The sequence below is a fragment of the Variovorax boronicumulans genome (genome assembly GCF_009811375.1).
Taxonomy (GTDB): Bacteria; Pseudomonadota; Gammaproteobacteria; order Burkholderiales; family Burkholderiaceae_C; genus Variovorax; species Variovorax boronicumulans.
The window spans coordinates 1,146,571-1,169,055 of the sequence record NZ_BKDH01000001.1; the positions used below are offsets into that span (position 1 = coordinate 1,146,571).

At 69.9% G+C, this 22,485-nt stretch carries 17 protein-coding genes and 1 pseudogene; 5 read left to right on the plus strand and 13 right to left on the minus strand.

Annotated features, from left to right (window positions below; all coding sequences use genetic code 11):
• Positions 1 to 7 precede the first annotated feature (7 nt).
• Genes cobA through nirB form a run of 6 tightly spaced genes read right to left on the minus strand, consistent with a single transcriptional unit; the run spans position 8 to position 8,246 of the window.
• A complete protein-coding gene (gene cobA, locus VHAB30_RS05335; RefSeq protein ID WP_095746075.1) occupies positions 8 to 814 on the minus strand; it encodes a uroporphyrinogen-III C-methyltransferase in 807 nt (268 codons plus the stop codon).
• The gene (ybiB, locus tag VHAB30_RS05340; RefSeq protein ID WP_159276080.1) at positions 811 to 1,716 is read right to left on the minus strand and encodes a DNA-binding protein YbiB; all 906 of its coding nucleotides are present in this window, start codon (positions 1,714 to 1,716) and stop codon (positions 811 to 813) included. Before ybiB ends, cobA begins: the two co-directional genes overlap by 4 nt.
• 47 nt (positions 1,717 to 1,763) lie before the next feature.
• Entirely contained in the window at positions 1,764 to 4,565 is a 2,802-nt protein-coding gene (locus VHAB30_RS05345; protein ID WP_159276081.1) for a nitrate reductase, read from the minus strand.
• Positions 4,566 to 4,572: 7 nt separating this feature from the next.
• The gene (nirD, locus tag VHAB30_RS05350; protein WP_062475470.1) at positions 4,573 to 4,977 is read right to left on the minus strand and encodes a nitrite reductase small subunit NirD; all 405 of its coding nucleotides are present in this window, start codon (positions 4,975 to 4,977) and stop codon (positions 4,573 to 4,575) included.
• 34 nt (positions 4,978 to 5,011) lie between these two features.
• Positions 5,012 to 5,800 (minus strand): type IV pili methyl-accepting chemotaxis transducer N-terminal domain-containing protein, encoded by a 789-nt coding sequence (locus VHAB30_RS05355; protein ID WP_159276082.1) that lies wholly within the window; start codon positions 5,798 to 5,800, stop codon positions 5,012 to 5,014.
• A gap of 13 nt (positions 5,801 to 5,813) precedes the next feature.
• On the minus strand, positions 5,814 to 8,246 hold the full coding sequence (gene nirB, locus VHAB30_RS05360; RefSeq protein ID WP_159276083.1) for a nitrite reductase large subunit NirB: 2,433 nt from the start codon (positions 8,244 to 8,246) through the stop codon (positions 5,814 to 5,816).
• Between the two features lie 64 nt (positions 8,247 to 8,310).
• Here nirB and VHAB30_RS05365 point away from each other — a divergent pair, with 64 nt between their 5' ends.
• Entirely contained in the window at positions 8,311 to 10,029 is a 1,719-nt protein-coding gene (locus VHAB30_RS05365) for a bifunctional protein-serine/threonine kinase/phosphatase (RefSeq protein ID WP_159276084.1), read from the plus strand.
• A gap of 20 nt (positions 10,030 to 10,049) precedes the next feature.
• On the opposite strand, the gene VHAB30_RS05370 is transcribed toward VHAB30_RS05365, so the two are convergent.
• The gene (locus tag VHAB30_RS05370; RefSeq protein WP_159276085.1) at positions 10,050 to 11,315 is read right to left on the minus strand and encodes an MFS transporter; all 1,266 of its coding nucleotides are present in this window, start codon (positions 11,313 to 11,315) and stop codon (positions 10,050 to 10,052) included.
• A gap of 260 nt (positions 11,316 to 11,575) precedes the next feature.
• Here VHAB30_RS05370 and VHAB30_RS05375 point away from each other — a divergent pair, with 260 nt between their 5' ends.
• Complete coding sequence (locus VHAB30_RS05375; protein WP_159276086.1) at positions 11,576 to 12,859, plus strand: type IV pili methyl-accepting chemotaxis transducer N-terminal domain-containing protein; 1,284 nt, start codon at positions 11,576 to 11,578, stop codon at positions 12,857 to 12,859.
• Between the two features lie 25 nt (positions 12,860 to 12,884).
• Here VHAB30_RS05375 and VHAB30_RS05380 read toward each other — a convergent pair whose 3' ends face one another.
• From VHAB30_RS05380 to VHAB30_RS05395, 4 genes are all read right to left on the minus strand, one after another.
• Positions 12,885 to 13,694: an ABC transporter ATP-binding protein gene (locus VHAB30_RS05380; protein WP_070063125.1), complete on the minus strand. Its 810-nt coding sequence runs from the start codon at positions 13,692 to 13,694 to the stop codon at positions 12,885 to 12,887.
• Positions 13,691 to 14,614, minus strand: a complete 924-nt coding sequence (ntrB, locus tag VHAB30_RS05385) for a nitrate ABC transporter permease (protein ID WP_159276087.1) — start codon at positions 14,612 to 14,614, stop codon at positions 13,691 to 13,693. The genes VHAB30_RS05380 and ntrB overlap by 4 nt, the downstream gene beginning before the upstream one ends.
• A 13-nt stretch (positions 14,615 to 14,627) precedes the next feature.
• Positions 14,628 to 15,875, minus strand: a complete 1,248-nt coding sequence (locus tag VHAB30_RS05390) for a CmpA/NrtA family ABC transporter substrate-binding protein (RefSeq protein WP_062475451.1) — start codon at positions 15,873 to 15,875, stop codon at positions 14,628 to 14,630.
• A gap of 318 nt (positions 15,876 to 16,193) precedes the next feature.
• Positions 16,194 to 17,459, minus strand: coding sequence for a nitrate regulatory protein (locus VHAB30_RS05395; protein WP_062475447.1), 1,266 nt, complete (start codon positions 17,457 to 17,459; stop codon positions 16,194 to 16,196).
• 100 nt (positions 17,460 to 17,559) lie between these two features.
• On the opposite strand from VHAB30_RS05395, the gene tsaD reads away from it, so the two are divergent.
• Positions 17,560 to 18,621, plus strand: coding sequence for a tRNA (adenosine(37)-N6)-threonylcarbamoyltransferase complex transferase subunit TsaD (gene tsaD / locus VHAB30_RS05400; RefSeq protein WP_159271055.1), 1,062 nt, complete (start codon positions 17,560 to 17,562; stop codon positions 18,619 to 18,621).
• Here tsaD and VHAB30_RS05405 read toward each other — a convergent pair.
• Both VHAB30_RS05405 and VHAB30_RS05410 read right to left on the minus strand, forming a co-directional pair.
• Positions 18,557 to 19,315, minus strand: a complete 759-nt coding sequence (locus VHAB30_RS05405; RefSeq protein ID WP_159276088.1) for an alpha/beta hydrolase — start codon at positions 19,313 to 19,315, stop codon at positions 18,557 to 18,559. The genes tsaD and VHAB30_RS05405 overlap by 65 nt on opposite strands.
• A gap of 190 nt (positions 19,316 to 19,505) precedes the next feature.
• The gene (locus VHAB30_RS05410) at positions 19,506 to 19,874 is read right to left on the minus strand and encodes an Hsp20/alpha crystallin family protein (RefSeq protein ID WP_159276089.1); all 369 of its coding nucleotides are present in this window, start codon (positions 19,872 to 19,874) and stop codon (positions 19,506 to 19,508) included.
• Between the two features lie 127 nt (positions 19,875 to 20,001).
• On the opposite strand from VHAB30_RS05410, the gene VHAB30_RS05415 reads away from it, so the two are divergent.
• On the plus strand, positions 20,002 to 21,285 hold the full coding sequence (locus tag VHAB30_RS05415) for a branched-chain amino acid ABC transporter substrate-binding protein (RefSeq protein WP_139702816.1): 1,284 nt from the start codon (positions 20,002 to 20,004) through the stop codon (positions 21,283 to 21,285).
• A gap of 30 nt (positions 21,286 to 21,315) precedes the next feature.
• Positions 21,316 to 22,485: pseudogene (locus VHAB30_RS05420) on the plus strand (pyridoxal phosphate-dependent aminotransferase); the annotation flags it as partial.

The window sequence follows — 22,485 nt, forward strand, 5'->3', positions numbered from 1 at the left end:
CGCCTGGCTAGGTCCCGAACCGGCCGGCGTCGCCCGGCTGCAGCGCGGCCGCGGCCAGCCCCTGCAGCACGTCGCCCACCACGATCACCGCCGGGCTGGCCAGCCCGGCGTCGGCGATGCGGGCCTGCAGGCCCTGCAGCGTGGTCACGAGGTGGCGCTGGTGCGGCAGGCTCGCGTGCTGCACCACGGCCACGGGCGTGTCGCCCGGCAGGCCGTGCAGCAGCTCGCGCTCGATGTGGCCGGCGCCCGAGACGCCCATGTAGATCACGAGCGTGAGGCGTGCGTTGTGCGCCGTGGCGGCCAGCGCGCGCCAGTCGGTCGGGTCTTCGGCCGCGCCGGCGCCGGTCTTGGCGTGGCCGGTGACGAAGACCACGCCCTGCGCATGGTCGCGGTGGGTGAGCGGCACGCCCAGCGAGGTCACGGCGGCCAGGCCGGCGGTGATGCCGTTGACCACCGCGCATTCGATGCCGGCCTCGCGCAGGTGCTCCACCTCTTCGCCGCCGCGTCCGAAGATGAACGGGTCGCCGCCCTTCAGGCGCACCACGGTCTCGCCTTCGCGCACGGCCGTGATCATGAGCCTCTCGATAAAGGCCTGCGGCGTGCTCTTGCAGCCGCCGCGCTTGCCCACGTGCACGATGCGCGCGCCGGGGCGGGCGTAGGCCTGGAGCACGGCGTCGTTCACGAGGTCGTCGACCAGCAGCACCGTGGCGGCCTGGATCGCCTTGACGGCCTTGACGGTCAGCAGCTCGGGGTCGCCGGGGCCGGCGCCCACCAGCGTGCAGCGGCCGGTGATGAGGGTGGAGGGGGTGTTCATGCGTGGGAGGCCAGTCCGGTGATGTGCCTGACTTGCGTCGAGATGGCTTCGGGCACGGGAAGCTCGCCGGCCAGCACGCGTCGCGTGTAGGCGGCCGTGGTGGCGACGTCGATTTCTTTCGGCAACCCAGGCACGTCGGCGGCGGTGCCGGCGGCCTGGGCCTGGAGTTCGCTGCGCACGCCGCGCACGAAGCCGTCGATCTGCGCGGTGCGGCGCGGGTCGGAGACCACCTCGCCTTCGAGGCCGCGCGAGAGCAGGGCGGTCATGCCCGTGAGTTCGAAGGTCTCGCCCATCGTGCGGGCGTATTCGGGGTGCGTGTAGCTGGCCACCACCACGCAGGGGCCGGTGGTCGGGCGCATGAGCTTGACCACGCTGTGGCCGGGGTTGCGCAGACCGACCACGCGGCGCACGTCGAGCAGGCGCTTGAGCGCGGGGTTCAGCAGCTCGGTCGGGGCAAAGCCCACCTGGCCGGCGGCCAAGGGGGTGAGTGTGGTCATCGGGGGCATGTCCAGGGCTGAAAGCACGTTCGATGCCAGTACGCGCGAGGTTTCGCTCGCGCTGCCGTGCACCAGCACCGCCAGGCCTTCGCGCGCCAGCAGCAGCGCCAGGAGCGGCGTGAGCACCGGCAGCTTGCGCGCGCCGTTGTAGCTGGGCAGCACGATCAGCGGGCCGCCGCGGGTCGTCACGGGGTTCAGGCGTGCATGCGTGGCGTCGAGAAAGCCGGCCATCTCCTCGGGCGTCTCGCCCTTGATGCGCATGGCCAGGCAGAAGCCGCCGATCTCCAGGTCGGTGACCGTGCCGTCCAGCACCTGGCCGAACAGGTCGCAGGCCTGCTCGCGCGTGAGCGGACGGGCGCCCCGCGCGCCGCGGCCGATTTCCTTGATGTAGTGGCTGATTCCCATGGGTAGGCGGATTGTCCCGCAACGCTTATGCCGGAATGTGAGTCGGCTTATGCCCCCACGGCCAGTGCTTCGGCCGGGGTGGCCCGCACCATGCGCTTGAGCTCCGGCACGCACGACCCGCAGTTGGTGCCGCATTTCAGCGCCCCCTGCAGCGCCGCCAGCCGCTCGTCGGCGCTGCCGGTGCAGCGCACCAGCTCGGCCTCGATGGCGCGGTCGGTCACGTTGAAGCAGGCGCACACCGGCTTGCCGCGCGACTGCACGGCCACCGGCGCGCGGGCGCCCGGCGACAGCAGCAGGCGGCCGTAGCTCTGGGCCGGCAGTTCCTCGCGCAGCAGGGTGGCGATCCAGGCTTCGGCGCTGGTGTCGCCGCCCAGCAAAAAGGCTTCCAGCCCGGCGCTGCCGTCGGCGCGGCGCACCAGCCGCGCGGCGCGGCGCTGGCCGCGGCGGTGGTCGGCGTAGCGCAGGGTGTCGGCGGTCTGCAGGCCCAGCAGGGCTTCGATTTTTTCGACCAGCGCGGCGTCGGGCGCGTCGTGCGCGGCGGCGCGAAAAAGGACGCCGCTGCGTTCTTCTTCGCCGGGCGCATTGCCCGCGAACGGCACGCAGGTGGCGAAGGGGAACAGCGCCATCAGCGGCTGCAGTGCGCGCTGCGCCGTGAGCGCGTCGCCGGCGGGCAGCCAGGCCATCGCCAGCAGCGACCACGGCAGCTCGGCCTTGAGGATCTTCACGGGCGTGTGCTTGAGCTCGGGCTGCTTCGAGGTGGGGCAGTAGGCCGGCGTGGTGAGCGCGTTGATGCCCGCGAGCCGCACGCCGGTCGACGAGCAGCCGCTCAGGTACTCCTCGCCCCAGTGCATGGCGACGAAGGCCTGGCTCAGGCCGATCTCGGCGCTGGCGCGCGCCGGCAGCAGGATCGAGCCGCGCTTCGATGTGAGGTGCACCAGGTCGCCTTCGGCGATCTGGCGGCGCGCCATGTCCTGCGCATTCATCTGCACCACGGGCTCGGACACGTGGCCGAACAGCTTGCCGACCGTGCCGGTGCGGCTCATGCCGTGCCACTGGTCGCGCAGCCGGCCGGTGTTCAGCGAGAAGGGAAAGCGCGCCTCGCGCGCCTCGGCCACGGGCTTGTAGGGCGTGTCGACAAAGCGCGCGCGGCCGTCGGGCGTGGGGAACACGCCGTCTTCGTACAGGCGCACGCGACCGGCGCGCTCGCCTTCCTTCAGCGGCCATTGCTGCGGGCCGGCGTTCTCGAGCATCGCGTAGCTCAGTCCGGTGATGTCCAGGTCGCGCCCGCGCGTGGATTCGCGGTGCTCGTTCCAGACCGATTCGGCGCTCTCGTACGGGAACAGCGTGAAGCTGCGGCCCAGCTGCTGTTCGAGCCGGCGCGCGAAGGCCACGGCTATCGACCAGTCGTTGCGCGCCTCGCCGGGCGCCGGCACGGCCGGGCGCACGCGCGAGATGCGGCGCTCGCTGTTGGTCACGGTGCCTTCCTTCTCGCCCCAGGTGGTGGCGGGCAGCAGCAGGTCGGCGAAGGCGCAGGTGGCGGTGGTGGCGAAGGCTTCCTGCACCACGACGAACTCGGCGCGTTCGAGCGCGCGGCGCACCGTGGCCTGGTCGGGCATCGACTGCGCGGGGTTGGTGCAGGCGATCCACAGCGCGCGGATTTCGCCGTCGGCCGCGGCCTGGAACATCTCGACGGCCGTCTTGCCGGGCTTCTCGGGCACCGAGGGCACGCCCCACAGCGCGGCCACTTCGGCGCGGTGCTCGGGGTTGGCCAGGTCGCGGTGCGCGCTCAGCAGGTTGGCCAGGCCGCCCACCTCGCGCCCGCCCATCGCATTGGGCTGGCCCGTGAGCGAGAACGGGCCCGCGCCGGGCTTGCCGATCTGGCCGGTCGCCAGGTGCAGGTTGATGAGCGCGGCGTTCTTCGCCGTGCCGCTGGAAGACTGGTTGAGGCCCTGGCAATACAGGCTCAGCGTGGCGGGCGAGGTGGCGAACAGCCGCGCCGCCGCGAGCAGGTCGTCCTTGGGAATGCCGCACACCTGCGCCACGGTGTCGGGCGTGCAGTCGCGCACCGTGGCCTTCAGTGCGTCGAAGCCGTTGGTGCGAGCCGCGATGTAGGCGGTGTCGGTCCAGCCTTCCCACAGCATCAGGTGCAGCATGCCGTGGAACAGCATGACGTCGGTGCCGGGCTGGATCGGCAGGAACAGGTCGGCGATCTCGACCGTGTCGGTACGGCGCGGGTCGGCCACGACGATCTTCAGCGCCGGGTTCGCGGCCTTCGCGTCCTCGATGCGGCGAAACAGGATGGGGTGCGCCCACGCCGTGTTGCTGCCCACGATGAACAGGCACTCGGCGTGCTTCAGGTCGTCGTAGCAGGCCGGCGGCGCGTCGGCGCCCAGCGTCTGCTTGTAGCCGGCCACCGCGCTGCTCATGCACAGGCGCGAGTTGGTGTCGATGTTGTTGGTGCCGACCAGGCCCTTGGCCAGCTTGTTGAAGACGTAGTAGTCCTCGGTGAGCAGCTGGCCCGACACGTAGAAGCCGACCGCGTCGGGGCCGTGGTCGCGCACCACCTGCGCGAACTTGCCGGCGGCGAGGTCGAGCGCGTGGTCCCACGTCACGGGCGCGGGCGCTTCCTTGCGCGCGAGTCGCTGCAGGGGCTGCAGCAGCCGCGTCTGGCGCGTGACGGTCGCGCTGGCCGTGAGGTGCAAGGTCGAGCCCTTGGTGCACAGGCGGCCGAAGTTCGCCGGGTGGTCGGGGTCGCCGCGCACGCCGGTGATCTGGTCGCCCTGCGATTCGATGATCACGCCGCAGCCGACGCCGCAATAGGGGCAGGTGGAGCGCGTCTCCTGGGTCATGCGGGCCTCAACCTTCTTCCGGGGACAGGACCGTCACGGCGGCCAGGCGCTGCGGCCCGGCGACGGGGCGCTCCAGGTCGAGCGCGTGCGTGGCCAGCTCGCCGGCGTCCAGGTGCACCACGCCGTCTTCGAGCTTCACCGCGAACTTCGGCGTGCAGCCTTCGTCGGGCGAGCGGGCGCAGCCGTCGTCCAGGCCGATGGCCCAGTTGTGCAGCGGGCAGGCCACGCTGGTGCCGAACACGATGCCCTGGCTCAGCGGACCGCCCTTGTGCGGGCAGCGGTCGAGCAGGGCGAAGACCTGGTCCTCGGCATTGCGGAACACGGCCACGTCCAGGCCAGCGGGCCGCATCACGCGGCGGGCGCCGAGCACGGGGATGTCGTCGAGGCGGCAGATGGCTTTCCAATCGCTCATGGTGGGGCTCTCTTGTCTTGGGGTCGGGCGCGGGTCAGGTCTTGATCTCGGCGTACAGGCCGGTCACGCGGTCCATGATCGCGAGCAGGTTCTCGCTGCTCACGAACACGTCGGACATCAGCGCGGGCGAGGCGCCCGCACCGTCCAGGCGCTGCAGGCCGCGGTTGAAGAACATCCATTGCGCGTCGGCCAGCACCAGCTCCTGGCGGATCTGCGCGGTGGCCTCGGGCGCGTTGCGCAACAGCTCGAGCGCGGCCAGGAATTCGGTGCGCGCCTTGGCGATCTCGGCGGTGCTGCCGGCCGGGTCGATCTGCATCGCCGCGGCCAGGTAGCACTTGGCCATGCGCTGCGACAGCATGCGCTGGCGCCCCGCGATGTTGACCAGCCGCCCGACCGGCCTGCCCGAGGCGGCCTCGTACTGCGCCGTGCCCTGGTGGGCCAGCGCGAGCACGGCGGCGTCGAGCGCCACCACCCGCGCGGCGGCTTCCCGGCCGGGCGCCGCATCGGCCAGCTCGGTGCGGAACGCGCGCCAGGCGCCGTCCAGGCCGTCGTAGGTGGCGCGCAGCGTTGGCGTCGGCGCAAAGGCCTTGAGCTCGCCGAGCTGGCGCTCGAACAGCGCCACCGAGCGGTCGAGCACCTGCTGCGCGCTGCGCGGTTCCACCTTCTGCACCAGCGCCAGGTAGGCCTTGCTCGCGCGCTGCGACAGCATGCGCTGGCGGCCGGCCTTGTTGATGGCGTCGTTGAGGTCGGCCACCTGCGCACGGGCGCCCACCGGGGCGAGTGCGGCGAGGGCGGAAGAGGCGATGAAGAGTCGTCGTTTCAAGCGGTCGCTCCGATCACACGCTCAGCGGCGCAAACTGCCGCACATCCACCGAGGCCTGCGCCGATTCGAACCACGGGTCGGGCTCGCCGTCGAGCGCGAACTGCAGCCGCTCCCACAGCGCCTTGCGGCCCTCGGCGTCTTCGAGGATCTTCTTCTTCACGTAGTCCAGCCCGACGCGGCCGATGTAATGCACCGTGCGCTCCAGGTACCAGCCTTCCTCGCGGTACAGCTGCAGGAAGGCGCCGGCGTGTTCCATCACTTCCTCGGCGGTCTTCACCTTCACGAGGAACTGCGCCACCTCGGTCTTGATGCCGCCGTTGCCGCCCACGTACAGCTCCCAGCCCGAGTCGACGCCGATCACGCCCACGTCCTTGATGCCGGCCTCCGCGCAGTTGCGCGGGCAGCCCGACACGGCCAGCTTGACCTTGTGCGGCGAGTACATGGCCCACAGCGCGCGCTCCAGGTCCTTGCCCATCTGGGTGGAGTCCTGCGTGCCGAAGCGGCACCACTCGCTGCCCACGCAGGTCTTCACGGTGCGCAGCGACTTCGCATAGGCAAAGCCCGAGGGCATGCCGATGTCCTTCCACACGCCTTCCAGGTCTTCCTTCTTCACGCCCAGCAGGTCGATGCGCTGGCCGCCCGTGACCTTGACGGTCGGGATCTTGTACTTGTCGGCCGCGTCGGCAATGCGGCGCAGCTCGTCGGGCGTGGTGTGGCCGCCCCACATGCGCGGAATGACGGAGTAGGTGCCGTCCTTCTGGATGTTGGCGTGGCTGCGCTCGTTGATGAAGCGGCTCTGCGGATCGTCCTTCGCCTCCTTCGGCCAGGTGCTGATGAGGTAGTAGTTGACGGCCGGGCGGCAGGTGGCGCAGCCGTTGGGCGTGCGCCAGCCCATGCCGCGGTAGACCGCGTCGTGCGTGAGCCAGTGCTCCTTGCGGATCGCGTCGCGCACGTCCTGGTGGCTCATGTCGGTGCAGCCGCACACGGCCTTCTTCTTCGGCGTGGCCGAGTAGTCGCCGCCGGCCGTGAACATCAGGATCTGCTCGACCAGCCCGGTGCACGAGCCGCAGCTGGCGCTGGCCTTGGTGTGCTTCTTCACCTCGTCGAGCGTGAACAGGCCCTTCTCCTTGATGGCCTTGCAGATGGTGCCCTTGTTCACGCCGTTGCAGCCGCACACCTCGGCGTCGTCGGGCATGCTCGCGGCCTTGCTGTGGCCCTCGTGGCCGGTGTCGCCGATGTTCGATTCGCCGAACATCAGCTTGTCGCGGATGTCGTGCACGCTGCGCCCGTCGCGCAGCAGCTTGAAGTACCAGCTGCCATCCACCGTGTCGCCGTACAGGCAGGCGCCGATCAGCTTGTCGTCTTTCAGCACCAGCTTCTTGTAGACGCCACCGAAGGGGTCGCTCATCACGATCTCCTCGGTGCCTTCGCCGCCCATGAACTCGCCGGCGCTGAACAGGTCGATGCCCGTGACCTTGAGCTTGGTGGACGTGAGCGAGCCGAGGTAGCGGCCGATGCCGAACTGCGCCAGGTGGTTGGCCGCGACCTTGGCCTGCTCGAACAGCGGCGCGACCAGGCCGTAGGCGATGCCGCGGTGCGCCGCGCATTCGCCGACCGAGTAGATGCGCGCGTCGGTCACCGTCTGCATCGTGTCGGTCACCACGATGCCGCGGTTGCAGTGCAGGCGCATCTTCTCGGCCAGCTCGACATTGGGGCGGATGCCCACCGCCATCACCACGAGGTCGGCCGCGACCTCGGTGCCGTCCTTGAAGCGGATGGCCTTCACGCGGCCATCGTCGCCCCCCACCAGGTCCTGCGTCTGCGCGCCCATGAGGAACTTCAGGCCGCGGTCTTCCAGCGACTTCTGCAGCAGCTTGCCCGCCACGTCGTCCAGCTGGCGCTCCATGAGCCAGGGCATCACGTGCACCACCGTCACGGTCATGCCGCGCAGCATCAGGCCGTTGGCCGCTTCGAGGCCGAGCAGGCCGCCGCCGATGACCACGGCGTTCTTGTGCGTGCGCGCGGTCTCGATCATGTAGTCGGTGTCGGCGATGTCGCGGTAGGCGATCACGCCCTTCAGGTCCTTGCCGGGCACGGGCAGCATGAAGGGGTTGGAGCCGGTGCACATCAGCAGGCGGTCGTAGGGCGCCTCGGTGCCATCTTCCGCGCGCACGATGCGGTTCACGCGGTCGACCTCGACCACCTTCTTTCCGGCGTGCAGCGTGATGTGGTTGTCCGAGTACCACTCCCAGCTGTTGAGCACGATCTCATCGACCGTCTGCTCGCCCGCGAGCACGGGCGACAGCAGGATGCGGTTGTAGTTGGGGTGCGGCTCGGCGCCGAAGACGGTGATGTCGTACAGGTCGGGTGCGATCTTCAGCAGCTCTTCGAGCGTGCGCACGCCGGCCATGCCGTTGCCGACCATCACGAGTTTCATTTTCTTCATGGGGCGGGACCTTTCAGGGAAATCAACCGAACGACGGCCCGCGGCGCGCGGTCAGAATCGCGCCATGAGCTTTGAAGTGGACATCGGCTACAGCAGCCAGCGCGGGCCGCGCGACGCGAACGAGGACTTCGCCGGCACGGTGCATGCGCCGGCCGGCGACGAGGCACGCGGGCTCATCGCGGCGATTGCCGATGGGGTCTCGAGCGGCGGACGCGGCCGCGAAGCGGCGCAGACCACGGTGATGGGCCTGCTGGCCGACTACTTCGCCACGCCCGCGACCTGGGAGCCGACCGCCGCGCTCGACCGCCTGATCGGCGCGCAGAACGGCTGGCTGGCCGACCACAACCGCCGGCGCCAGGGAAAACAGGAGGGCGCCGGCACGGCGCTCACCACGCTCACCGCGCTGGTGCTGCACGGCCAGAGCTACACGCTGGCCCACGTGGGCGACACGCGCGCCTGGCGCGTGCGCGCCGACGACGAGCCTGCGCAGCTGCTCACGCAGGACCACGCCTTCGACCACCCCGACATGCGCAGCCGGCTCACGCGCGCCATCGGCCTGGACGACCAGGTGCGCGTCGACTACCTGCAGGGCGACGTGCGCGTGGGCGACTGCTTCGTGCTCAGCACCGACGGCGTGCACGGCGTGCTCAAGCCGCAGCAGGTGGCCGCGCTCGCGCTGCAGGGCGACGCCGAGGCCGCGAGCGAGGCGCTGGTGCAGGCCGCACTCGACGCCGGCACGCGCGACAACGCGACCGCGCTGGTGATCCGCGTGGTGGGGCTGGACGCGCGCCAGCTCGACGACGAACTCGGTGACGGCCGCCGCCTGGCGCCGCCGCCGTGGCTCAAGGTGGGCGACGTGCTCGACGGCTACGTCGTCACCGGCCTGGTGGCCGACACCGGCGTGCACCTGCTGTACCAGGCGCGCCATCCGGTCACGCGCGAGCTGGTCGCGCTCAAGACCCTGCACCCCTCGCGCGCCGGCGACCCGCAGGAGCGCGCGATGCTGGCGCACGAAGCGTGGCTGGGGCAGCGCGTGGGGCAGGGCGGCGGCTTCGTGCGTGTGCACGAGCGCGCGCCGGACGCCAGCGCGCTGTACATCGTGTTCGACTGGCACGGCGGGCGCACGCTCGAGCAGATGCGCAAGGACGGCACGCGCGGCACCGTGGCCGAGGTGGTCGCCGCGGCCATCGAGGTGAGCCGCGCGCTCGGGCGGCTGCACCGCCACGGCGTGGTCCACCGCGACATCAAGCCCGGCAACCTGCACCGGGGTGACGACGGGCGCTGGCGCATCCTCGACCTGGGCGTGGCGATCTCGGGCCGCGAAGGCGCGGCGCAGCGCGAGCTGCATGCGGGCACGCCGAGCTACATCAACCCCGAGCAGTGGGAAGAGGGCGGCGTGGCCGATGCGGGCAGCGACCTGTTCGCGCTCGGCGCCACGCTCTACCAATGGCTCGGCGGGCACCTGCCCTACGGCGAGATCGAGCCCTACCAGGTGGCGCGCTACCGGCGCGACCCGGTCGCGCTCTCGCGCCTGCGGCCCGACGTGCCCGTGTGGCTCGACCACCTCGTGCGCAAGGCCGTGGCCCGCGACCCGCGCGAACGCTTCGAGACCGCCGAGGAGATGCTGCTCGCGCTGGAGCGCGGCGCCTCGCGCCCCGTGAACGCGCCCGCCGCCACGCCGCTGATCCGCCGCGACCCGCTCGCGCTGTACCAGCTCGCGCTCGGCGTGTCGGTGCTGTTCAACGTGCTGCTCATCGTGTGGCTTCTCTTCCTGCCACGTTGAGCGGGGGCGGGCGAAGAGGCTCATGAACGGGCGGCCTTGCGAACGGGCGAGGGCTTGGCAACCGCAGGGGCCGGTGTGACGCGCGCGCGTCCGCCTTTTTCGGCCCAGGTGCGCGTCCAGCGGATCTGCATCACGCGCATCACGCCCAGCATCGCCAGCGAGAGCACACCGAAGAACACGAAGCCCCAGGCGTAGCTGCCCAGGTACTGCTTCGACAGGCCCATGGCGTTGGGCACCAGGCCGCCGCCGAGGGCGCCGATCTCGCCGATCATCGAGCCGGCCACCGCCGTGCTCGTGGGCCAGCGCAGCGGCACCAGCTGGAACAGCGCGCCGTTGCCCGCGCCCAACGCGGCGAAGCACACGATGAGCAGCAGCGTGGTGAGCGCCAGCGAGCCCGACGAGAAGCCCACCAGCACGAGGCCCACGGCCACCACCAGCAGCACCACCGTGAGCGTGTTCACGCCGCCCCAGCGGTCGGACAGCCAGCCGCCCACGATGCGCACCGCCGCGCCCATGAAGGCCGCGAGCATCGTCAGCTGGCCGGCCTGCACCTTGCTCACGCCGAACTGGTCGTAGTAGTACGAGGGCAGGAAGGTCGTGAGGCCGATGAAGCCGCCGAAGGTCACGCCGTAGATCAGGCTGAAGACCCAGCCGTCTTTCTCGAACAGGCAGGCGATGTGTGCGCGGAAGCTGCCGTGCGGGTCCACGTCCGGCGGCTCCTTGGCGAAGAACACCATCACGACCATCGGGATGAGGATCGCGACGGCGGCCACGCCGTACACCGCCTGCCAGCCCAGCCAGTTGGCCAGCGGCGGCGCCACCAGCACCGACACGGCCGTGCCCACGTTGCCCGCGCCCACCAGGCCCATCGCCAAGCCCTTGTGCTGCGGCGGGAACCAGCCCGAGCCCAGCGACAGCGCCACGCCGAAGCTCGCGCCCGCGATGCCCAGCAGCACGCCCATGGCGAGCAGGTCGTTGAAGCTCTTGACGAAGAAGAAGCCGAACAGCATCGCCACGGCGATCAGGCCCATCTCGACCAGCGTGGCCTTCTTGCGGCCGATGTACTGCGACAGCAGGCCCAGCGGAAAGCGCATGAGCGCGCCCGCGATGATCGGCACCGACAGCATCAGGCCCTTCTGCGCGGGCGAGAGGTTGAAGGTCTCGCCGATGAAGGGCGCCATGGCGCCGTTGAGCACCCAGATGCAGCAGGAGAACGAGAAGTACAGGAAGGCCGCGAACAGGGTCGGACTGTGGCCTGACTGCAAGAAATTCCTGAAACCGGACATGGTGTTCAAAGGTGCAAAAAGCCGCGGCGCGACCGGGCAGCGGTCGTGTCGACGGACAGGGGTGGAGTCGGGGTACCGGCGGCGAACGCCGTCGGCATGGGGGTGAGCCCGGCCTGAGGAGGGCCGGGTTGGATGCAGGAACCTGCAGCCTCACCAAAGCGGTGCTTCGTTACACCGTGCCCCCTTCGATGCAAGAGGCGTGCCTGCGAATGCAGGCTGGCGTGGCCTATGCTTCCCGGGCCTTGCCACACCTTGCCGCCATGTCCCTTCTCGTCGTCCTTTCCCCTGAACCCGCTGAAGGCGAGCCCTTGTCGGCGTCGCTGCAGCAGTCGATCGATGCCGCGGGCGTCGCGGTGCTCGGGCGCGCGGGCTGCCACACGCTGGTGCAGCGCGCGCAGGCGCTTGCACCGTCGATGGTCCTGGTGCATCTGGATGAAACAGAGCCGCAGCTCGACGCGCTGCTCGATGCGCTGGCGCCCTGGGGCGGCGCACCGCCGTGCGCCCTGGGCGTGATGAGCGCGCCGCTGGACGGCGCGCAGCACGCGGCGCTCGTGGCTGCGGGCGTGCACGGGTGGGTACCCATCGACAGCGCCGGTGCGCTCGCGGCACTGACCGCACAGGCGCAGGCCCGCTGGACCCGCGAGGCCGCGCTGCGCACCGAACTCGACGCCCTGCGCACCCGCATGGACGAGCGCAAGTGGGTCGACCGCGCCAAGGGCCTGCTGATGTCCGCGCGCGGCATTGGCGAGGACGAGGCCTTCGGCCTGCTGCGCGGCGCCGCGATGCACGCCAACCTGCGGCTGGGCGAGGTGTCGCGCTCGGTCATCGAGGCCGCGCAGTGGGCCGAGGCGATCAACCGCGCGGGCCAGCTGCGCATGCTCTCGCAGCGGCTGGTGCGCGTGGCGGCGCAGCTCGCGGCCGGCATCGATGCGCAGCGTGCGCGCGTGCTGCGCACGCAGTCGACCGAGCGGGTGCAGCAGACGCTGGATCATCTGACGGCCCTCGAGCTGGGGCCGGCCGGCGTGCAGGCGCTCGGCGAGGTGCAGGCCGCGTGGCTCGCGCTGGCCGCGCTGCTGGTTGCCAAGCCAGCATCGCAAGGGCTGGCCGCGATCGATGCGCGCGGCGAGGCCTTGCTGTCGGCGGCCGAGTCGCTGACGGATGCGCTGGAGGCCTCGGGTGCGCGGCGCGCGCTGCGCATCGTCAACATCTGCGGACGGCAGCGCATGCGCGCGCAGCGCCTCGCCAAGGACGCCTTGCTGGCCTCGACGCTCGCGGCTGGCGCCTCGCGCGAACGGCTGCTGCCGACCATGAACGAATTCGAAGCCGCGCTGCTGGAGCTGGAGCGCGCGCCGCTCAGTTCGCCCGAGATCCGTGCCGGGCTGGCGAGCGCGCGCGACGAGTGGCTGCGCCTCGTCGGCGGCGTGCAGGCGCTCGACAGCGCCGAGGGGCGCGCCACGCTGGTGCGTTCCAGCGAGGCGCTCGTGGACACCTTCGAGCGCCTCACGGGGTGGTACGAGCACAGCCTGCAGGTCATCATGTCTTGATGCCCGTCGTGCTGCGCCTGCCGGGTCAGGCCGCAGCCTTCTCCACATGCGCCTGGCGCGTGTAGAGGAAATCGATCACCGCCTTGCGCGCATGCACATAGGCCGGGTCTTCGGCCAGCGCGACGCGGTTGCGCGGGCGCGCGATGTCCACCGCCAGCACGTCGCCGATGGTGGCGGCCGGGCCGTTGGTGAGCATCACGATGCGGTCGCTCAGCAGCACGGCCTCGTCGACGTCGTGCGTGACCATGACGACGGTGCTGCGCGTCTTCTGCACGATGGCGAGCAGCTCGTCCTGCAGCTTGGCGCGGGTGAGGGCGTCGAGCGCGCCGAAGGGCTCGTCCATCAGCAGCACCTTGGGCTCCATCGACAGCGCCCGGGCGATGCCCACGCGCTGCTTCATGCCGCCCGAGATTTCACCGGGGCGCTTCTGCGCCGCGGGCGTGAGGCCCACCAGCGCGAGTGCCGCGTCGGTGCGTTCGCGCAGCTGCGCCTTGTTCTCGGTGGCCGCGAACACGCGCTCGACCGCGAGGTACACGTTCTCGAAGCAGGTGAGCCAGGGCAGCAGCGAGTGGTTCTGGAACACCACGGCGCGCTCGGGACCCGGGCCCTTGATCTCCTTGTTGGCGCACAGCAGCACGCCCTGCGTGGGCGTGGTCAGCCCGGCGATGAGGTTCAGCAGCGTCGACTTGCCGCAGCCCGAGTGCCCGATGAGCGTGACGAACTCGCCCTTGGCCACGTTCAGGTTCACGTCGCGCAGCGCGACGAAGCGGCCCTTGGGCGTCTTGAACGCCTGTTCGACGTTGTGGATCTCGATGTACTTGCTGTCGTCGTTCATGACTTCACCTCTTCGAACGTGAATGCGGTGGCGAGCTTGATGAGCGCGAACTCCAGCACCAGGCCGACGATGCCGATCACGAAGATCGCGATGATGATGTTGGCGACGTTGAGGTTGTTCCACTCGTCCCACACCCAGAAGCCGATGCCGACGCCGCCCGTGAGCATCTCGGCCGCGACGATCACCAGCCACGCGGTGCCCACGGCCAGGCGCACGCCCGTGAGCATGTAGGGCAGCACGGCGGGAAAGAGGATCTTGGTGAGGATCTTCCATTCGCTGAGGTTGAGCACCTTGGCCACGTTCATGTAGTCGCTGGGTACGCGCTGCACGCCCACGGCGGTGTTGATGACCATCGGCCAGATCGAGCAGATGAAGATGGTCCAGATCGCGGCCGGGTTGGCGCCCTTGAACACCAGCAGGCCGATGGGCAGCCACGCGAGCGGCGACACCGGGCGCAACAAACTGATCAGCGGGTTGAACATGCGCGAGAGGAATTCGAAGCGCCCGATGGCGAAGCCGGCCGGAATGCCGACCGCTGCCGCCAGTCCGAAGCCCAGCGCCACGCGCTGCAGCGACGACAGCACGTTCCAGCCCACGCCCTGGTCGTTCGGCCCCTTGCTGTAGAACGGATCGCTGAACACCGTGAGCGCCTGCTGCCAGGTGGCCAGCGGCGAAGGAAAGCCGGTGGTGCTTTTCATGGCCACGATCTCCCACACCAGCACCAGCAGGCCGAAGCCCAGGAACGGCGGGAGCACGCGCATCCAGAAGGCGCGCAGATCGAGGGGCGCGCGGGTGCGCGGCACGGGTGCCGCCGCCGCAACGGCCGCAGCAGGGGCGGGTGCCAGGGGCCTGGACACCACGGGCGCGGCGACCTGCGAGGCCACGGCGTCGAGCGGGGAATGGAAGACAGCGCTGACCATGGTGCGTTTCTCCTCAGACATGGAGCTTGAAAGACTCGGCGTACTTCTTCGGGTCCTTGCCGTCCCAGACGGTGCCGTCGAAGAGCTTGCTGGTGCGCAGCACGTCCTTGGGCACGGGCGTCTGCGTCGCGGCGGCGGCCTGCTTGTAGATGTCGATGCGGTTGATCTCGGTGGCCACCTTCAGGTAGTCGGGGTGCTCCTTCAAGAGGCCCCAGCGCTTGTGCTGCGTGAGGAACCACATGCCGTCCGACAGGTAGGGGAAGTTCACGGCGCCGCCGTTGTAGAACTTCATGTGGTTGGGGTCGTCCCAGCTCTTGCCCAGGCCGTTGGTGTAGCGGCCCAGGATGCGCTGGTTGATCGCGTCCACGCTGGTGTTGACGTAGCTCTTGTCAGCAATGGTTTCGGCCATCTTGTTCTTGTTCTGCAGGCCGGTGTCGATCCACTTGCCGGCCTCGAGGATCGCGGCCGTGACGGCGCGCGCGGTGTTCGGGTACTTCTTCGTGAACTCCGCGGTGCAGCCCAGCACCTTCTCGGGGTGGTCCTTCCAGATGTCCTGGGTGGTGATGCCGGTGAAGCCGATGCCGTCCATGATCGCGCGCTGGCCCCAGGGCTCGCCCACGCAGTAGCCGTCCATGTTGCCCACGCGCATGTTGGCCACCATCTGCGGAGGCGGCACGGTGATGTTCTTCACGTCCTTGAACGGATCGATGCCGGCCGAGGCGAGCCAGTAGTAGAGCCACATGGCGTGCGTGCCGGTGGGGAAGGTGTGGGCGAAGGTGTATTCGCCCTTTTCCTTGGCGATGAGCTTGGCGAGCGAGGCGGCATCGACCGCGCCCTTGTCGGCCAGCTTCTTGGACAGCGTGATGGCCTGGCCGTTGTTGTTGAGGGTCATGAGCACGGCCATGTCCTTCTTCGGGCCGCTCACGCCCAGGTGCATGCCGTACACCAGGCCGTAGAGCACGTGCGCCATGTCGAGGTCGCCGTTCACGAGCTTGTCGCGCACGCCGGCCCAGCTGGCTTCCTTGCTGGGCACGATCTTCACGCCGTACTTCTTGTCGATGCCCAGCACCGAAGCCATCACCACGCTGGCGCAATCGGTCAGCGGGATGAAGCCGATCTTCACTTCTTCCTTCTCGGGCTTGTCCGAGCCTTGGGCCCAGACGGCGGCGCGCAGCGCCGGGTCGATGCCCACGGCGCCGAGGGCGGCGGCCTGCAGCACGCGGCGCCGGCTCAGTTTGGTTTTCAGCAGCAGATCGGACATGGGCGGGGCTCCAGAAGTGAAAGACAAAAACGAAAAGGCGTCCGCACCGCGCAGGGGCTGCTCGTGAACGAGCCCTTGCGGGATGGGGACGCCTTTGTCCGGTTCGGTGGGCCGCACCCGCCGTTGGGTGCAACCTGCCTGAAGACCTTGCGGTCTGTGACAAGCTCCATGCAAGCGGTGTGCCAGCTCGCAACTGCCGTTGGGAGCTATGGAAAAGATAGCTGGCAGGGCGCGCCGGTGCGGGAGAAAGTTCCAGTCGGCCTGCGAAACCGGGCTACGCACAACTGTTGTGCGCTGCACCAATCCAAGCGGCCCGGGTCAGCGCCGCGGTGCAGGTTCGAGCGGCAGGTAGTCGGCCATGGCCAGCATCGACTCGGCCACGTCGACGAGGCGGCGCTTCTGGTTCATGGCGGTCTGGCGCAGCATCTTGTGCGCCTCGGCCTCGCTCAGGCGCCGGTGCGCCATCAGCAGGCCCTTGGCGCGCTCGACGATCTTGCGTTCGTTGAGCGAGGCACGCACGGTGTCGAGTTCGTCGCTCATGGCCTGCAGGCGCTGCGACTGCTCCTGGACCATGTCGAGCACCGAGCGCTCGAGGTGGCGCCCCAGCTGCGCCGGCGTGGCGTCCTGCGCCTGCTGGGCATCGTCGAAGAACAGCGCGCCGCCGGCCTGCGGGGCCAGCGTGCCGAGCAGCTGCCGGTAGGCCGCCAGTTCGCTGCGCGCCTGGGCGGTCTTGTGGTCGCACAGCGCGCGCAGGTCGGCCGAGAGGCGGTTCTCGACCGTCTGCATGGCGTCGATGCGCCGGGTGCAGCAGTCGAACCAGGCCTGGCTCAGCAGCGCGTCGGCCGGCACCGAGGTGGCGCCCTTGCGGCGCAGGCGCTCGAGCTCGGCCAGCACGGCGTCCGACTGGCTGTCGTGCCAGAGCGTGCGCACCGCGTCGCCCGAGAAATCGATGAACACCTGGAAGCAGCGCTCCTGCGACTCGATGAGGTGGCGCCATTGTTGGCGCTGCGCGTCGTCGCCCCGGCCCAGCGCGAGCGCGGCGGCGCCGAAGGCCCGCTCCTGGCCGGCGAACTCCTTGCCCTGCATGAAGTTGAACATCGCCACCAGCAGGCGCGAGATTTCGGGGTCGGTGGCGCCGTCGGCCGCCTCGAATACCACCGCCAGCAGGCCGGCCACGAGCTTGGCGAAGGCGGCCACGGCCTGTGCCGGCTGGAGTTCGAGCGCGTCGATGCGCCGGCGCAGCGCGGGCAGGGCGTCCAGGCCGGGCAGCACCCAGGCGATGCGGCTGAACAGGCGCGCGCCATGGCCGGCGCCCACCGCGCGGTGGTGCTCGGCCTCAAGCCGGTCGAAGCCGGCGCGCACCTGCTGCTCGAGCGCGAGGCATTCGGCGATCTGCGGGCCGCGCTGGTCGGCAAAGCGCCCGCCGTGCGAGGCCAGGAACACATTCGACATGCCGCGCTCGCGCTGCAGCGCATGCACGAGCCGGCCGATGGCGCCGACCAGCTCGCTGGTGCGCGCGAGCTGGTCCAGCGCGTCGATCTCGCATCGGCGCGCGGCGATCAGGAAGCTCAGGCCGGAAGTCATTCGTGGGGGCGCAGAAGGGGCGCCTTCCGCTCGTGCAACTTCCGTGCCTCGCTTGTCCCTTCGCGGGCGCCGCCGGCGGGCGGCCCCTACACTCGGCGCCATGCTCTTGTTGGGAATCGAATCATCCTGCGACGAGACCGGCGTGGCGCTGGTCGAGTCGCACGGCGACGCGCTGCCGCTGCTGCGTTCGCACGCGCTGCACAGCCAGATCGCCATGCACCAGGCCTACGGCGGCGTGGTGCCCGAGCTGGCCAGCCGCGACCACATCCGCCGCGTGCTGCCGCTCACCGAAGCCGTCATGGCCGAAGCCGGACGCTCGCTGGCCGAGATCGACGTGGTGGCCTACACGCGCGGCCCGGGCCTGGCCGGCGCGCTGCTCGTGGGCGCGGGCGTGGCCTGCGCGCTCGGCGTGGCGCTGGGCAAGCCGGTGCTGGGGGTGCATCACCTCGAAGGGCATCTGCTGTCGCCGTTCCTGAGCGCCGACCCGCCCGAGTTTCCGTTCGTGGCGCTGCTGGTGTCGGGCGGCCACACGCAGCTGATGCGGGTCGACGGCGTGGGCCGCTACGAACTGCTCGGCGAAACCATCGACGACGCGGCCGGCGAGGCCTTCGACAAGAGCGCCAAGCTCATGGGCCTGCCGTACCCCGGCGGCCCCTGGCTCGCGAAGCTGGCCGAAGGCGGCGACGCCGCGGCCTTCAAGCTGCCGCGCCCGCTGCTGCACAGCGGCGATCTCGATTTTTCGTTTGCCGGCCTGAAGACGGCCGTGCTCACGCAGGCCAAGAAGCTCGGCGACCAGCTCGAGGCGCGCAAGGCCGACCTGGCCGCCTCCACGCAGGCGGCGATCGTCGAAGTGCTGTTGAAGAAGTCGCTCGCGGCGCTGGACCAGACCGGCCTGAAGCGGCTGGTGGTGGCGGGCGGCGTGGGGGCCAACAAGAACCTGCGCGAGCAGCTGAACGCGGCCTGCGCCAAGCGCAAGGTGCGCGTGCACTACCCCGAGCTGCACCTGTGCACGGACAACGGCGCCATGATCGCCATGGCCGCCGCGATGCGGCTGCAGTCGGGCCTGTCGCAGGCCTCGGAGCGCTATGCCTTCGACGTCAAGCCGCGATGGCCGATGGCATCGCTGATGACGCCCGAGACGCCGCTGCCGGAAACCGCGTAGCCGACTGCTGCCGTGCACGCCCCAGCGAGGGCAGCGGCAGCACGTCGAGCACGTTGCGCCAGAGCTGGCGCCACTCGGGCCAGTCGTGGCCGCCTTCGGTGGTGAACACGCGCCCCGGCGGCAGGGCGTCGGCCAGCAGCTTGTGGTTGCTGGCAAAGCGGTCGGCCAGGCCGAAACCCAGGTACAGCGGCGGCAGGTCCTGGGAAGGCTTCGGCGCCAGGTACTGCTGGAAGAAGGGCCAGAGCTTGCGGTCGGGTTCCTCGTCGGGCTGCGGCCCGGTGGGCGCCTGCCAGGCGCGCAGGCCGCCGGCCTTCTTGATCTCGGCGCCGAGCACGCGGCGCCCGAGGTAGGGCGCCAGCGCCACGATGCCGTCCACCGAGCCCGGGCGCGCCAGTTCGTGGATCAGCGCACCGAACCCGCCGATGGAAATGCCGACCAGCCAGATCGAGGTGTAGCCCTTGGCCCGCTGGGGCTCGATGACGTCGGCGTGCAGACGCTCGCTGAGGGTCTGGTCGTAGTAGTAGGAGACGTCCGCATCGACCAGCAGTGCGTCGGCTGCGAGGTGCCGCTCGCGCACGGCGCTGATGAAACCCTCGCGCTCGAACTCTTCGGGTTTGAGGTAGGCCCCTGGCAGGAAGATCAGGAGCGTGTCGGACCGTTCGTTGTCATTGGCTGACTGCAGGTGCGTTTTCATGGTGCCTTGAGGCACACCCGCTGTCCGCACCGCCCGGGAACTCGATGCGTTTACGAGATGCCCACGAAGAAGAAAGTACTAATAAATCGTCACATCATGTGACGTTATCCGGCACTATTGTGAATACGGCGCTTGTTTAAAGTCAAAACAAGCTGTCACTAACATTTTCTTCGTGGGGGCATCGCCGGGACTAGTTGATCTGCAAGTTCGAAACCTGGCTTGCCGGCACCAGCTTGCCCAGCTTCAGGGTCAGCACGCCGTTCTCCAGCTTGGCTTCGCTGGTGGCCAGGTCGATGGCTTGCGGCAGCTCGTAGGCGAGCTTGATCTGGCGCTTGGCTTCGGCCTTGCTTTCGATGCGGACCACGGCGCCTTCGATGGCCACCGACAGGTCTTCACGCGACAGGCCGGGCACGTCCAGCGACAGGGTCCAGCTCTTGTCGTCCTGCTCGACCAGGGGCGAGCGGCGGGCGCCGGCAAAAGCCTCGTTCACGAAGCGCTCGAAGGCGCGGTCGTGGGCACGGGGAGCGAAATGCGCGCGGTGGGTGGGGGTGAAGAACATGGCGAAAACTCCTGGGTGAATGAACACAATGGGGACATGGAATGTGTGTCCCTTACACTGCGCGGCCTTTCCATCGTGAGTGCCGCTTGACACCTCATCTAGGCGCATCGGCACGCGTTTCAAGACAATGAAAACCCCCTTTATTTGGCGCCGCCAGGCCTTGAAATTCGCAGCGGCGGCGCTATGCGCGACCCCGTTCGCCGGCCTGGCCCAGGCCCCGCAACCCGCCCCCATCCGGCTGGCGCTCATCGAGAGCATGAGCGGCCCGTTCGCCAACACCGGCGAGGCCGTGTTCCGCAACCTGCAGTGGGCCGTGGAGCGCGTGAACGCGCGCGGCGGCGTGAAGCTGCCGGGCGGCGCAAGGCCGCTGCAACTGGACCGCTACGACAGCAAGGGCCAGAACGAAGAAGCGCTGTCGGCGCTGCGCGCGGCCATGGACGACGGCACCCGCATCGTGCTGCAGGGCAACTCGTCGGTGACGGCCGCGGCGCTGATCGATGCCATCGACAAGAACAACGAGCGCGACCCCTCGCGCCGCGCGATCTTCCTGAACTACTCGGCGGTCGATCCGGTGCTGACCAACGAGCGCTGCAGCTTCTGGCACTTCCGCTTCGACGCCCATGCCGACATGCGCGTGGCCGCGCTGATGGACGTGGTCAAGGACGACGCGGCGCTCAAGCGCGTCTACCTGATCGGCCAGGACTACAGCTTCGGCCAGGCCGTGCTGCGCGAGTCGCGCCGCCAGCTGGGCGTGCAACGCCCCGACGTGGAAATCGTCGGCGACGAACTGCACCCGATGGGCAAGGTGAAGGACTTCGCGCCCTACGCCACCAAGATCCTCGCCAGCGGCGCGCAGGCGGTGGTCACCGGCAACTGGGGCAACGACCTCACGCTGCTCGTGAAGGCCGCGCGCGAAGCCGGCTTCAACGGCAGCTTCTACACCTTCTACGGCAATGCGCTGGGCGCGCCGGCCGCCATCGGCGACGCGGGCATCGGCCGCGTGGTCGCGGTGGCCGACTGGCTGCCGAACGTGCAGACGCCGCAGTCCGAGGCCTTCTACCGGGCCTTTCGCACGCGCTTTCCGCGCCCGGCCGACGACTACGTGCACATGCGCATGCAGCTGCTGGTCGAGTCGCTCGCGCAGGCGCTGGAACGCGCGGGCAGCACCGAGGCCGTGCCGCTGGCGCGCGCGCTGGAGCAGGCCGACGTGAGCCTGTACGGCCAGCGCGGGCGCATGCGCGCGGCCGACCACCAGTTCCAGCAGCAGCTCGTGGTCGGCGTGATGGACAAGCAGGGCAAGCCCGGCGTGCAGTTCGACGTCGAGGGCTCGGGCTACGGCTTTCGCGTGATCAAGACGATTGCGCCCGAGCGCGCCGAGCAGCCCACGTCCTGCAAGATGAAGCGCCCTTGAGGCAGACGACACCCGACAGCACAGGAACCCCCAGACATGCGTGAAGCCATCCACCACCTCGAAGCCTCGAAGATCCGCGAAGTCGCCAATGCCGGCATGGGCCGCGACGACGTGCTCGCCTTCTGGTTCGGCGAGAGCGACGAGGTCACTCCCGAGGTGATCCGCCAGGCGGCCATCGAGTCGCTGCAGCGCGGCGAAACCTTCTACGCGCACAACCTCGGCCTGCCCGAGCTGCGCGAAGCCATCGCGCGCTACACCAGCCGCCTGCACCCGACGGTCGACGCCTCGCGCATCGCCGTCACCTCGGGCGGCGTGAGCGCGCTGATGCTCGCGGTGCAGGCGCTGGTCGACGCGGGCGACGACGTGGTCGCCGTCACGCCCGTGTGGCCCAACCTCACGGCGCAGCCGGCGATCATGGGCGCGCAGGTGCGCACCGTGCCGCTGGTGCCGGTGAACGGGCAGTGGACGCTCGACCTGCCCGCGTTGCGCGCGGCGGTCACGCCCAAGACGAAGCTGCTGATCGTCAATGCGCCGAACAACCCCACGGGCTGGACGATGACGCGCGACGAGCAGCAGGCCGTGCTCGACCATTGCCGCGAGACCGGCACCTGGATCCTGGCGGACGAGGTGTACGAGCGCCTGTACTTCGAGCCCACGCCGAACGGCTGCGCGCCGAGCTTCCTCGACATCTCGACGCCGGACGATCGTCTGGTGGTGACGCACAGCTTCTCGAAGAGCTTCCTCATGACCGGCTGGCGCCTCGGTTGGCTGGTGCTGCCGCCGGCGATGGTCGACGGCATCGGCAAGCTGATCGAGTTCAACACCTCGTGCGCCAGCGTGTTCACGCAGCGTGCCGCCATCGCCGCGCTCGAGCACACGGCCGACATCACGCCGCGCGTGGTCGCGCACTTGAAGCAATGCCGCGACACGCTGGTGCCGCTGTTGGCAGCCGTGCCGGGCGTGCAGGTGGCGCCGGCCAAGGGCGGCATGTACGCCTTCTTCCGGCTCGAAGGTTTCGGCGATTCGCTCGAACTCGCCAAGCGCCTCGTCGCCGAAGCGGGCCTGGGGCTCGCGCCGGGCAATGCCTTCGCGCCCGAGGCGCAGGGCTGGCTGCGCTGGTGCTTCGCATCGAAAGACCCGCAGCGGCTGGTGCAGGGCGTCGAGCGGCTGCGCGGCTGGCTGGCCAAGCAGGCGCGCTGA

Bases quoted from the DNA above. Each gene is read 5' to 3' on its own strand.
- VHAB30_RS05375 (WP_159276086.1), top strand. From the start codon at position 11,576: ATGTCCCTTCTCGTCGTCCTTTCCCCTGAACCCGCTGAAGGCGAGCCC.
- VHAB30_RS05415 (WP_139702816.1), top strand. From the start codon at position 20,002: ATGAAAACCCCCTTTATTTGGCGCCGCCAGGCCTTGAAATTCGCAGCG.
- VHAB30_RS05345 (WP_159276081.1), bottom strand. From the start codon at position 4,565: ATGACCCAGGAGACGCGCTCCACCTGCCCCTATTGCGGCGTCGGCTGC.
- VHAB30_RS05395 (WP_062475447.1), bottom strand. From the start codon at position 17,459: ATGACTTCCGGCCTGAGCTTCCTGATCGCCGCGCGCCGATGCGAGATC.
- tsaD (WP_159271055.1), top strand. From the start codon at position 17,560: ATGCTCTTGTTGGGAATCGAATCATCCTGCGACGAGACCGGCGTGGCG.
- VHAB30_RS05405 (WP_159276088.1), bottom strand. From the start codon at position 19,315: ATGAAAACGCACCTGCAGTCAGCCAATGACAACGAACGGTCCGACACG.
- VHAB30_RS05380 (WP_070063125.1), bottom strand. From the start codon at position 13,694: ATGAACGACGACAGCAAGTACATCGAGATCCACAACGTCGAACAGGCG.
- nirD (WP_062475470.1), bottom strand. From the start codon at position 4,977: ATGAGCGATTGGAAAGCCATCTGCCGCCTCGACGACATCCCCGTGCTC.
- nirB (WP_159276083.1), bottom strand. From the start codon at position 8,246: ATGAAGAAAATGAAACTCGTGATGGTCGGCAACGGCATGGCCGGCGTG.
- VHAB30_RS05365 (WP_159276084.1), top strand. From the start codon at position 8,311: ATGAGCTTTGAAGTGGACATCGGCTACAGCAGCCAGCGCGGGCCGCGC.
- VHAB30_RS05410 (WP_159276089.1), bottom strand. From the start codon at position 19,874: ATGTTCTTCACCCCCACCCACCGCGCGCATTTCGCTCCCCGTGCCCAC.
- VHAB30_RS05390 (WP_062475451.1), bottom strand. From the start codon at position 15,875: ATGTCCGATCTGCTGCTGAAAACCAAACTGAGCCGGCGCCGCGTGCTG.
- VHAB30_RS05370 (WP_159276085.1), bottom strand. From the start codon at position 11,315: ATGTCCGGTTTCAGGAATTTCTTGCAGTCAGGCCACAGTCCGACCCTG.
- ybiB (WP_159276080.1), bottom strand. From the start codon at position 1,716: ATGGGAATCAGCCACTACATCAAGGAAATCGGCCGCGGCGCGCGGGGC.
- cobA (WP_095746075.1), bottom strand. From the start codon at position 814: ATGAACACCCCCTCCACCCTCATCACCGGCCGCTGCACGCTGGTGGGC.
- ntrB (WP_159276087.1), bottom strand. From the start codon at position 14,614: ATGGTCAGCGCTGTCTTCCATTCCCCGCTCGACGCCGTGGCCTCGCAG.